This is a genomic window from Sinomonas sp. (assembly GCF_051955515.1).
Taxonomy (GTDB): domain Bacteria; phylum Actinomycetota; class Actinomycetes; order Actinomycetales; family Micrococcaceae; genus Sinomonas.
Genome location: NZ_JBQCGQ010000247.1, coordinates 1 through 10,183, shown reverse-complemented (window position 1 = coordinate 10,183; position 10,183 = coordinate 1). Strand labels below are relative to the sequence as shown.

The window sequence follows — 10,183 nt, the reverse complement described above, 5'->3', positions numbered from 1 at the left end:
GACGAAGGGCCACCCCGTGGTGATGGGGCGCAAGACGTGGGACTCCATCCCGCCCCGATACCGGCCGTTCTCGGAGCGGACCAACATCGTGGTGACCCGGCAGGTTGGCTGGGAGGCGGAGGGCGCCGTCGTCGTCCATTCCCTGGATCACGCCCTCAAGGAGGCCTCCGATGCCCCCGGCGGCGAGCTCACGTGGCTCATCGGCGGCGGGGAGCTGTTCGCCCAGGCGCTCGGCAGGCCGGCAGTCGCGCGGGCGGTGGTGACCTTCCTCGATCTCGCAGTGGGCGGCGACACCTACGCACCCGAATTGGGGCCGGAGTGGATGGTCAGGACCGCCGAGCCCTCGGAGAGTGGCTGGCATGAGTCGAGGACCGGCACGCGTTACCGTTTCGTCGAGTTCACGCGCGGGTGATCCCTGCCCGTAAAATGGAAACCATGACTTCTTCGGTGGGCTTTGTCGGCTGGCGCGGCATGGTGGGCTCCGTGCTCATGGAGCGGATGCAGGACGAGGGCGACTTCGCCTCGATCAACCCTGTGTTCTTCTCGACATCGAACGCCGGCGGCGCTGCTCCCGCGTTCGCTGGTTCTGCCGGCGGTGACGCCGGCAAGCTCGAGGACGCCTACGACGTCGAGGCGCTCGCCAAGCTGCCGATCATCGTCACCGCCCAAGGCGGCGACTACACGAAGAAGGTCCATCCGCAGCTTCGCGCCGCCGGCTGGGACGGCCTGTGGATCGATGCAGCGTCGACGCTGCGCATGAACGACGACTCGATCATCGTGCTCGACCCCGTCAACCGGAAGGTCATCGACGAGGGCCTCGCCTCGGGCGTCAAGGACTTCATCGGCGGCAACTGCACCGTCTCGTGCATGCTCATGGGCCTCGGCGGCCTGTTCCGCAACAACCTCGTCGAGTGGGGCACGTCCATGACGTACCAGGCGGCCTCCGGCGGCGGCGCGCGGCACATGCGTGAGCTCCTCACCCAGTTCGGCACGCTCCATGGCGCGGTCGCGGCGGAACTCTCGGACCCGGCATCGGCCATCCTGGAGATCGACCGCAAGGTCCTCGCGGCGCAGCGCGGCGGCGTCGACGCCACGCAGTTCGGGGTTCCGCTCGCCGGCTCGCTCATCCCCTGGATCGATGCCGACCTCGGGAACGGCCAGTCCAAGGAAGAGTGGAAGGCCGGCGTCGAGACGAACAAGATCCTCGGGACCCAGCAGGGCGGCGCGATCGATCCGGTCGTCATGGATGGCCTCTGCGTCCGGATCGGCGCCATGCGCTCGCATTCCCAGGCCCTTACCCTCAAGCTTCGCGAGGACCTCAGCGTCGCCGAGATCGAGCACATCATCGATGCCGACAACGAGTGGGCGCATGTGGTGCCCAACGAGAAGCAGGCCTCCATGGAGCAGCTGACCCCGGTCGCCGCGTCCGGCACGCTCGACATCCCGGTCGGCCGCATCCGCAAGCTCGAAATGGGGCCGGAGTACATCTCTGCCTTCACGGTCGGCGACCAGCTCCTCTGGGGTGCCGCCGAGCCGCTGCGCCGCATGCTGAAGATCGCGACGGGAACCCTCTAGCCCCTCGTCAGCCCCGCCAGTACTCTTCGATGCGGGCCGCCGCCTTCTCGACGGCAGCGGCGGCTGTGGGCGCCAACTCCTCGAACAGCTCGGGCCGGAGGCGGGGCGCGGAGGGAGTCCCGCCCTTGAGCCACGTCCCCACGGCGCGCCCGCCCACCATGATCATGGCCTTGAACACGCCGTTGATGCCCGGAATGATCCGCTCGAGGTAATCGTCCGGGATTGCCACGCTGCGGTCCGGGTAGCCGATCGCCATCTCGTCGAAGCCGGGGAGCGCCACGACCGTGCGCGCTCCGACCCGGGTATCCAGAAGATCGGCGAGGATCGGGGTGCAGAACAGGGTTCGGCCGTCGGCGTCGACCGCCGCGGTGCGTCTGGCAGCTGCATGGAAGGGCCCTTTCACGATCCCGAGCGGCTGGCCGAGCCACCACGCGAAGTCGCGCTCGTCCACCGGGCCGTGGGACGTAATGTACCGGGCCGCAAGGAACTCGAGGGCCTCGTCCCCGCTCAGTCCGGGGTCGGTCGGCAGCCATTCGTCGGCAAGACGGAACTCCTGCTGCCGTCCTCGGAGGGGCCCCTGGACCAGCACGAGCCGGTGGCTAAGGATCGAGAGCAGATGGATGCCGCGCTGGTTGCGCGTCGGCTGACCGGCGGCCTCGAAGGCTTCGAACAGCTCGGGGCGCGTCATCCCGAGGTCGCCCCCCAAGCGCTCTTCAGCCACCTTGCGGACGACGGCGACATCCTCCTCGGCGATCCCCAGGCCCCGATGGCGCGTGGCCGCTGAGCGCATCACGCGGTCGGCGGCGAGGCGGACGAAGGTCCGGACGTCCTCGGCGGGGACGAGGAAGAGCGTCCCGCGCATGGTCCAGGTGCGCACGAGAGCGCCGCTCGCGAGGGTTGATGCAAGGTCTGACGCGGTGGCGGAGCGGGTGCGAACGGCTGCCGCGAGCAGCCCGGAGGCGAGGTCTTGGCTCTGCAGCGCTCCCATGCGTTGGACCGCGGTCACAGGATCGGCGGCAGGCCTCAGGTCCTCGGGGAGGGTGGTACCTGCAACCAGACCTTGCGCCGCGAGGCGGAGCCGCGCGAGGGCGTTCACGTTGGCCTTTGGGCTCTTGTCCGCACGTCCATCCATCGCTCCATCATGCCCCGGCGGCCCGGACAGGATCAGTCCTCAGCGTCAGGAAAAAGCGCCCACGCCCGTCACGTCGCGGCCGATGAGCAGCGCTTGGACGCTCTCAGTCCCCTCGTAGGTGTGGATCGCCTCGATGTCCATCATGTGCCGGATCACGTGGTTCTCCAGCAGGATGCCATTGCCTCCCAGCAGGTCCCTCGCCGTGGACGCGATGAGGCGTGCCTTGCGGGTGTTGTGGTACTTGGCCATCGACGCCTGCGTGGGGCGCATCCTGCCCTCTGCCTCAAGCCGCGCAAGGTGGACGCAGTGAAGCTGCATGCTGGTGAGCTCGGCCAGCATCTGCGACAGCCGATCCTGGACGAGCTGGAACTTCACCAAGGGCTTCCCGAACTGGATGCGCTCCTGCGCGTAGTTCAGCGCGGCCTCGTACGCCGCCGTTGCGTGGCCGAGCGCAGACCACGCCACTCCGAGACGCGTGGCCACGAGCACGCGCGAGGTGTCCTTGAAGGTCTTCGCCCCGGGCAGGACGCACTCGAGCGGAATCCGGACGCCGTTGAGGCGAATCCGTGCCTGATGGACGGCTCGCAGGGACCCCTTTCCCTCAATCACCTCGGCTTCATACCCTGGGGTGTCCTGCTCGACGAGGAAGCCGCGGACGTCGCCGTCGTCATCCCTCGCCCAGACCACGGTGACGCCTCCGGACGCGCCGTTGCCGATCCACTTCTTCTCGCCGTCGATGACCCATTCGCCCCCCTCGCGCCGCGCCCTCGTCTCGAGGCTCACCGAGTCGGACCCGTGATCTGGCTCGGTCAGAGCGAACGCCCCGAGCTCCTCGCCGCGGGCCAGAGGACCGAGCCAGCGTTCCTTCTGCTCCGGCGAGCCATGGAAGGCGATCGACCGCAGGGCCAAGCCGCCCTGGACGGCGACGACCGTGCCCAGCGAGCCGTCCCCCCGCGAGATCTCCATGTTCACGAGCCCTGCAGCGAGGGGGCTCATTGGCTCAAGGCCCGGCACCTCGAGCCCGTCGGTCAGCAGGTTGAGCTCGCCGAGGCGCTTCACCAAGTGGACGGGGTATTCGGCGCGGTCCCAGTAGTCGTTCATCTGGGGCAGCGCCTCATCGACGAACTGCCGGGCTCGCCCCCACATCTCACGGTCGGCGGGGTCGATGTCGGCGAAGACCGAGTAGTAGTCGGTGTCGAGCGCTGCGGAGACATCGTAATCAGGCACGGAACAGATGTATCGTGAAACTGAGTGTCAGGTCAAGTGATACTAAGTCCCAGAAGACTCCAGCGTGTCCCGGATCCGTCGTACGATCTCGACTGGCGCGGTGGAGCGCGGGAAGACGGCAACCACCACGTCCTCCCCCGCCTCGCCGGGGAGGACGCGGAAGAGGCGGCGGACCACGTCGAGCTCCCGCCGGAGGCGCTCGCCGTCCATGCCCGCCTCGCCCCGCATGAGCTCACGCAGGCAGTAGTTGTGGGTGGCCACAATCATCGCCGCGAACCGCACGGCGTCGAGCGGCTCGAGACCCGGGACGGCCGAGACGAGGTACCGCTCGAAGAGCCCCTCGTAGCGGAACGTGGTGACAAGCTCCTTCTCGCGCAGCCCGGGCTCCCGATTCACCACCTGATAGCGCAGCTGTGCGAGATCCCGCTCCTCCTCGAAGTGCGCGAACACGAGCTGCGCGGCACCGCACACGGCTTCCCAGGGATCAGAGTGATCCGCTGCGAGATATGCCTCGGCCTCCTCGAGCAACGCGTCATGGTCGGCGAAGACCACGTCTTCCTTCGAGCGGAACTGGCGGAAGAAGGTGCTGCGGGAGAGTCCGGCTGCCGCCGCGACCTGCTCGGCGCTCGTCGCCTCGTAGCCTTGCTCCGCATAGAGCCGCACCGCCGCCGCCGCCACGTCGTGGCGGAACTGCGGCTGGCTCACAGCTCGAGGCCGATGAGCAGCGGTTCGTTCCTGAGCTCGATGCCGAAGCGCGCCCGGACCCCGTCGCGAACCTCGCGGGCGAGCGCGAGGAGATCTTTTGCGGTGGCCGATCCCCTATTGGTCATAGCAAGGGTGTGCTTCGTCGAGAGCGAGGCTCGGCCGCCGGTGACACTGTCGGCCTCGAGCCCGTACCCCTTCGGGAAGCCTGCGCGCTCGATGAGCCAGGCGGCAGACGTCTTCACGAGGCCGTCCCCGGCGGGATAGCGAGGTGCGTCCTCGGGGAGCGCCTCCGCGGCAGAGGCCGGAAGGATCGGATTGGTGAAGAACGAGCCCGTGGAATACGTGTCGCGGTCCGAGGGATCGAGGACCATCCCCTTCGACGCCCTCAGCCGCAGCACCTCGCGACGCACTTCGAGGGCCGACGCCCGCTCCCCCACCTGGACCCCCAGCGCCCGTGCGAGCTCCGCATAGCGGACCGGCGCGCTCATGCGTCCAAGCGCCAACTGGAAGTCGACCCGGAGGACGACGTAGCGCGGCGACCCGGCCGTCGTCGTCTGCTTGAGGAGGGAGTCCCGGTAGCCGAACTTGAGCTCTGAGGGAACAAACGTCTTCACTGCCCGGGCCTCGCGGTCCCACGTGCGGACCTGCCAGATCGTCTGGGACACATCGGAACCATAGGCGCCGACGTTCTGCACCGGAGTCGCCCCGGTGGAGCCGGGGATGCCGGAGAGGGCCTCGACGCCGCTCCATGCGTGATGCACGGCGTAGTCGACGAATTCGTCCCAGGGGTGCCCCGCCTGGACGCCGACCGAGACCCCGCCGCATGTGTCCGCCGAATCGAGCTCAAGCCCCTCCGAGGCGATCCTCAGCACGGTGCCCGGATAGCCGTCGTCGGACACGATGAGGTTCGAGCCGCCGGCGATGATGAGTAGGGGCTCGCCGGCCTGGTCCGCGGTGCGGACCGCGTCGATGATCTCGGCTTCGGTGCGCGCTTCCTCGAAGCGCGCAGCAGGGCCGCCGACGGCGGAGGTGGTCAGGGCGGACAGCAGGGTCTGGCTCACCCGTCCAGCTTAGTCACGCGAGGCGGACGACGGCCTGGGCCTTCGTGAGCACGCGCTGGCCGCCGTTTGTGACCATGAGGTCCACGCGGGCCGTGCGGGCCTCGGCGTCGAGCGCGCCGACCGTTCCTACGACCTCGAGGAGCGCACCCGGCTCGCCAGTCCCCGTTGTGTCGGACACGGGCACCGGCTTCGTGAAGCGCGTCTGGTAGTCGACGACGGCCCCGGGATCGCCGATCCAGTCGACCACGAGCTGAACGGCCGCGCCCATGGTGAACATCCCGTGGGCAATGACGCCGGGGAGCTCCACTGACACGGCGAAGTCGTTGTTCCAATGGATGGGGTTGAAGTCGCCGGACGCTCCCGCATACTTCACGAGGTCCGCACGGGTCACAGCGATCTCGCGGCGCCCGATTTCGGTGCCGGTCTCGAGCTCCTCGAACTTCACTTGTCCTCCCGTCGCTGGTCCTCCGGTCATTGGCCCTCCCCGCGAACCAGGATGGCCGACGTGGTCGTGGCGACCTTCTCCCCGGATTCCGCCGCGATCTCGGCGCGCGTGGTGATCATGGCGCCGCCGCCCATGGCGCGGACCTGGTCCACGTGGAGCTCGGCGGTGAGCCGGTCGCCGGCCACGATGGGGCGGTGGTGCGTGAAGCGCTGCTCAGCGTGGACCACGCGGGAGAAGTCGATCCCCGACTCTGGGTCGGCGATGAGCTGGGCATCCGCCCGCTGGGCCACGATGATCGCGAACGACGGCGGCGCAACGAGGTCCCCGTAGCCCAGCGACTGGGCGGCGTCGACGTCGAAATGCGCGGGGTGCGCGGCCTTCACCGCGCGGGCGAACTCGCGGATCTTCTCGCGGGCAACGTCGTACACCTCGGCGGGCGGGTAGACACGACCCTGCAGGTCGGGGTTGATGGGCATGCCAGTAGCCTAACGGTTGGGGCCCCGCAGACGACGACGGGTGTCGCGCGCGCGGATGCCGATCCCCACGAGGTGGGTCACCAGGCCGAGGCCGATGATCGCGAGCGACGCATAGAGCAGCCACGCGACGCGTCCGAGGTTCGCCGAGATGTTGAGGATGATCCCCACGCCCAGGAGGGCCATGCCGGACAGCACGACCCTCCTGTAGAGCGGTGACGCGGTCTCCCAGAAGTCGTTCAGCACGTTCGGGGTCAGATGGGCTGGACGCCAAAGGCGGTGGCGAGCTTCATGATCTTCTCGGCGCGGCCGAGGCGCGGCAGGTCCGAACCGTCGCGGATGACGCGGCCGTTGGCCTCGAAATCGCGCATGAAGTCCGAGGCCCAGGCGACATCGCTCGGGGTGGGGCTGATGACCTCATTGATGACCACGGTCTGGTCGACCGCGAGGCACAGCTTGCCCGTCATGCCCATCATGACCGTGATGGCACTCTGCTCGCGCAGGATCGGGTGATTCGTGCCGACGGTCGGCCCGTCGATGGGGCCCGGCAGGTTGCCGACTCGGCTCGCCACGACGAGCTTGGCCCGCGGGTACGCCATGGCCTCCGGCGTCGCCGCCATGCCCGTGTCGCGCCGGAAGTCGCCGGAGCCGAAGGCCAGGCGGAAGGCGCCCTGCGCCTTCGCGATGTGGTTGGCTTCCTCGATGCCGACGGCGGACTCGACGAGCGGGATCACGGGGATCTTCCCGTCCATGCGGTGGTAGCTCTCCGTGACCTGGTCCGAGGACTCGGTCTTGGCGAGCATCACGCCGAGCAGCCCCGGCGTGCCGCGCAGGCCCGCGAGGTCGTCGGCCCAGAACGGGCTGGTCGCATCGTTGATGCGCACCCACGCTTCGCCGCCGGAACGCAGCCACTGGGTCACGTTCTCGCGCGCCTCGTCCTTGTGCGAGGGGTCCACAGCGTCCTCGATGTCGAGGATCACGGCGTCGGCGCGCGAGGACGAAGCCTCGGTGAAGGTCTCGGGCCGCATCGCGTTGACCAGGAGCCATGAGCGGGCGATCTCGGGATTCACGGCTCGAGCAGGACGGGACAGGTCAGCGCTGGTCGGGCGCGGCGATTCGGCGGCGGTCGTTGAGGTCATGGGTCAACGGTATCCCCCGGGCGCGCCCCGGGCATATTCCTAGAGGCTGAGGGAGTACCTCGAGCTCCACCCGCCGCAGGCCTCCCACCAAGTGATGCCGGAGCGCTGCGGACCATGGAGTCCGGAGGACCCATAGGGGGCGGTGGGATGGACAGTATGGGAGGCGCCTCGCTCGGCGCTCACAGCAGCTTCTCCTGCGGTGTCTTCGTTAACCTGGGGCTCGACATCAGCCATCGCTGTGCTCCTGATTCTTCGAGACAGATGGTCGACGAATCGCTCCCCAGCGCGACGATCCAGTACCAGTGGACTACTGAGAGATTAATATGTCAAGCGATTTGATAAACCTCAGGAGAGGAATACCTGACGCCCCGTGAGCTCCTTCGGTTGGACCTTCACGAAGTGGTCGCGGACTCCCCCTGCCCACGGCTCTTCGGCTGCCACTCCGAAGAGCTCCGTGAGCAGGGACTCGTCCTCGACGGGAGCGGCCGAGCCCGAGACGAGCACCGACCACCCGGCCTGGAGACTCGGCGTGGCCGAGTCGATTTGAAGTGCCACGCCGTCCTGCGGGAGCGACGCCGCGATCACTCCCCCACGGGACGTGCGGAAGTAGACGTCGCCGCGCAGGACGGCATAGTGAACCGGGAAGACCTGGATCCGGCCTTCGCCGGTGAACGCGAACCGACCGATTCCCGACGATCCGAGAAGTGCCCAGCACTTCTCCTCGTCGAGCTCAACATCCTGATGCCGGGCTCCCGGCCCATAGCCGTAGTCAGCCGTGGTCATGGCGTCCTCCTCAAGCGTCGGCCATCAGACTTTCACAGGAGGGCCTTTCGCGAAAGGGGCTTTCAGCACTCCCCAGCCGTCAGCACTCAGTGCTGGGCATCTCAGTGCTGGGCGCGGATCCAGACGGTTGCCTCGCCCGGCAGCTTGCCGCCGTCGACCTCTGCACTCGCGATGAGCACCTCGCCCTCGGGCAGCACCACCGGCGCCGTCCCGAAGTTGGCCACAACGTGCCAGCCGCCGGGGCGGACGAAGTGGAGTACGTCGTCGTCCGCGGAATCCTGCCAGCCCAGCGATTCGGCGCCCTGAAGCTCGTGTCGCAGCGCGAGGGCGCGCCGGTAGAACGCGAGGGTCGAGCCGGCGTCCTTCTCCTGGACGCTCTCGGCGTAGTCCGCGAACCACGCCGGCTGGGGGAGGTGCGAGCCGTTGGAGCCGAAGCCGAACGACGAGCCTTCAGCCGGAGCCGCATCCCACGGGAGCGGCACGCGGCACCCGTCGCGGCCCACCTCGACGCCCCGGTTCCGGAAGAACGTGGGGTCCTGGCGGTCCTCGTCCGAGATCTGGCCGACCTCCTGAAGCCCGAGCTCCTCGCCCTGGTAGAGGTAGGCCGAGCCGGGCAGCGCGAGCATGAGCAGCGTCGCAGCCTTCGCACGCCGCAGCCCGCGCTCGGCGTCGACCTGGGACGGGTCCCCACCCTCGAGGAGCCAATCCACGCCGTCCTGGCCGTGGCCGCGCCGGCCGCCGCCCTTCGGGAGGCCATACCGGGTCGCGTGGCGGACCACGTCGTGATTCGAGAAGACCCACGTGGAGGACGCACCGGTCGCAGCCGCCTCGGCGAGGTTCTTCGCGATGATCCCGCGGAACTGCTCGGCGTCGAAATCGGCCTGGAGGAGGTCGAAGTTGAACGCCTGCCCGAGGCCCTCCGGCGAGGCGTAGCGAGCCCTGCGGTCCGCGTGGACCCAGGCCTCGGCGACGGCGGTGCGCGGCGGGTTGTACTCGTTGAAGACTTTGCGCCACTCGGAGTACACGGTGTGCACCTCGTCCCGGTCCCAGAGCGGGTGCTCGCCGTTGCGGAACAGGTCCGCGCGGTGCAGGTGCTCGAGGTCCGGGAGCTCGGCGTCCATGTCCTTCTTGAGGGCATGCGCCACGTCGACGCGGAAGCCGTCAGCTCCGCGGTCGGACCAGAAGCGGAGGGTCTTGATGAAGTCCTCGTGGACCTCGGGATTGTCCCAGTCGAGGTCCGGCTGCTCCTTCGCGAACAGGTGGAAGTACCACTGGCCCGGCGTGCCGTCGGGCTCGGTGACGCGCTCCCAGGCTGGTCCGCCGAAGATCGACGTCCAGTTGTTCGGGGGAAGCTCGCCGTTCTCGCCGAGCCCGTCCCGGAAGATGTAGCGGGCGCGCGCGGGCGAGCCCTTCGGCGACGCGAGCGCCTCGTGGAACCACGCGTGCCGGTTCGAGGTGTGGTTCGGCACAATGTCGACGATGACCTTGATGCCCGCAGCGTGGAGCGCGGCAGCCATCTCGTCGAAGTCGTCGAGGGTGCCGAGCCGCGGGTCGACATTGCGGTAGTCGTCGACGTCGTAGCCGCCATCAGCGAGCGCCGAGGGGTAGAACGGGCTCAGCCACACGGCGTCGATCCCGAGCTC

Annotated in this window: 12 protein-coding genes; 2 read left to right on the top strand and 10 right to left on the bottom strand. The window is 68.6% G+C overall.

The genetic code is table 11. From position 1 onward, the window contains the following. Both ACTHL9_RS14845 and asd read left to right on the top strand, forming a co-directional pair. On the top strand, positions 1 to 412 hold a 412-nt coding region (locus ACTHL9_RS14845; protein ID WP_440520060.1), incomplete at its 5' end, for a dihydrofolate reductase. Between the two features lie 23 nt (positions 413 to 435). Beyond that, positions 436 to 1,575 carry an aspartate-semialdehyde dehydrogenase gene (asd, locus tag ACTHL9_RS14840; RefSeq protein ID WP_440520059.1) on the top strand — a complete coding sequence of 380 codons (1,140 nt, stop codon included), beginning with the start codon at positions 436 to 438 and terminating at the stop codon, positions 1,573 to 1,575. Between the two features lie 7 nt (positions 1,576 to 1,582). On the opposite strand, the gene ACTHL9_RS14835 is transcribed toward asd, so the two are convergent. The 10 genes from ACTHL9_RS14835 to ACTHL9_RS14790 form a co-directional block, all read right to left on the bottom strand. Next, positions 1,583 to 2,707: a winged helix DNA-binding domain-containing protein gene (locus ACTHL9_RS14835; protein ID WP_440520058.1), complete on the bottom strand. Its 1,125-nt coding sequence runs from the start codon at positions 2,705 to 2,707 to the stop codon at positions 1,583 to 1,585. Positions 2,708 to 2,752: 45 nt separating this feature from the next. Then, a complete protein-coding gene (locus ACTHL9_RS14830) occupies positions 2,753 to 3,934 on the bottom strand; it encodes an acyl-CoA dehydrogenase family protein (RefSeq protein ID WP_440520057.1) in 1,182 nt (393 codons plus the stop codon). A gap of 42 nt (positions 3,935 to 3,976) precedes the next feature. Continuing rightward, entirely contained in the window at positions 3,977 to 4,639 is a 663-nt protein-coding gene (locus ACTHL9_RS14825; protein ID WP_440520056.1) for a TetR/AcrR family transcriptional regulator, read from the bottom strand. Further along, the gene (locus ACTHL9_RS14820; protein WP_440520055.1) at positions 4,636 to 5,700 is read right to left on the bottom strand and encodes a UDP-N-acetylmuramate dehydrogenase; all 1,065 of its coding nucleotides are present in this window, start codon (positions 5,698 to 5,700) and stop codon (positions 4,636 to 4,638) included. The genes ACTHL9_RS14825 and ACTHL9_RS14820 overlap by 4 nt, the downstream gene beginning before the upstream one ends. A 13-nt stretch (positions 5,701 to 5,713) precedes the next feature. Continuing rightward, entirely contained in the window at positions 5,714 to 6,175 is a 462-nt protein-coding gene (locus ACTHL9_RS14815; protein ID WP_440520054.1) for a MaoC family dehydratase, read from the bottom strand. Further along, a complete protein-coding gene (locus ACTHL9_RS14810; protein ID WP_440520053.1) occupies positions 6,172 to 6,621 on the bottom strand; it encodes an FAS1-like dehydratase domain-containing protein in 450 nt (149 codons plus the stop codon). The genes ACTHL9_RS14815 and ACTHL9_RS14810 overlap by 4 nt, the downstream gene beginning before the upstream one ends. A gap of 9 nt (positions 6,622 to 6,630) precedes the next feature. Beyond that, on the bottom strand, positions 6,631 to 6,864 hold the full coding sequence (locus ACTHL9_RS14805) for a DUF3188 domain-containing protein (protein ID WP_440520052.1): 234 nt from the start codon (positions 6,862 to 6,864) through the stop codon (positions 6,631 to 6,633). An 8-nt stretch (positions 6,865 to 6,872) separates the two neighbouring features. Then, complete coding sequence (locus tag ACTHL9_RS14800) at positions 6,873 to 7,757, bottom strand: HpcH/HpaI aldolase/citrate lyase family protein (protein ID WP_440520051.1); 885 nt, start codon at positions 7,755 to 7,757, stop codon at positions 6,873 to 6,875. A 345-nt stretch (positions 7,758 to 8,102) separates the two neighbouring features. Further along, positions 8,103 to 8,540 carry a pyridoxamine 5'-phosphate oxidase family protein gene (locus ACTHL9_RS14795; RefSeq protein WP_440520050.1) on the bottom strand — a complete coding sequence of 146 codons (438 nt, stop codon included), beginning with the start codon at positions 8,538 to 8,540 and terminating at the stop codon, positions 8,103 to 8,105. A gap of 101 nt (positions 8,541 to 8,641) precedes the next feature. Next, on the bottom strand, positions 8,642 to 10,183 hold a 1,542-nt coding region (locus ACTHL9_RS14790), incomplete at its 5' end, for a glycoside hydrolase family 13 protein (RefSeq protein WP_440520049.1).

Bases quoted from the DNA above. Each gene is read 5' to 3' on its own strand.
- asd (WP_440520059.1), top strand. From the start codon at position 436: ATGACTTCTTCGGTGGGCTTTGTCGGCTGGCGCGGCATGGTGGGCTCC.
- ACTHL9_RS14835 (WP_440520058.1), bottom strand. From the start codon at position 2,707: ATGGATGGACGTGCGGACAAGAGCCCAAAGGCCAACGTGAACGCCCTC.
- ACTHL9_RS14815 (WP_440520054.1), bottom strand. From the start codon at position 6,175: ATGACCGGAGGACCAGCGACGGGAGGACAAGTGAAGTTCGAGGAGCTC.
- ACTHL9_RS14810 (WP_440520053.1), bottom strand. From the start codon at position 6,621: ATGCCCATCAACCCCGACCTGCAGGGTCGTGTCTACCCGCCCGCCGAG.
- ACTHL9_RS14800 (WP_440520051.1), bottom strand. From the start codon at position 7,757: ATGACCTCAACGACCGCCGCCGAATCGCCGCGCCCGACCAGCGCTGAC.
- ACTHL9_RS14795 (WP_440520050.1), bottom strand. From the start codon at position 8,540: ATGACCACGGCTGACTACGGCTATGGGCCGGGAGCCCGGCATCAGGAT.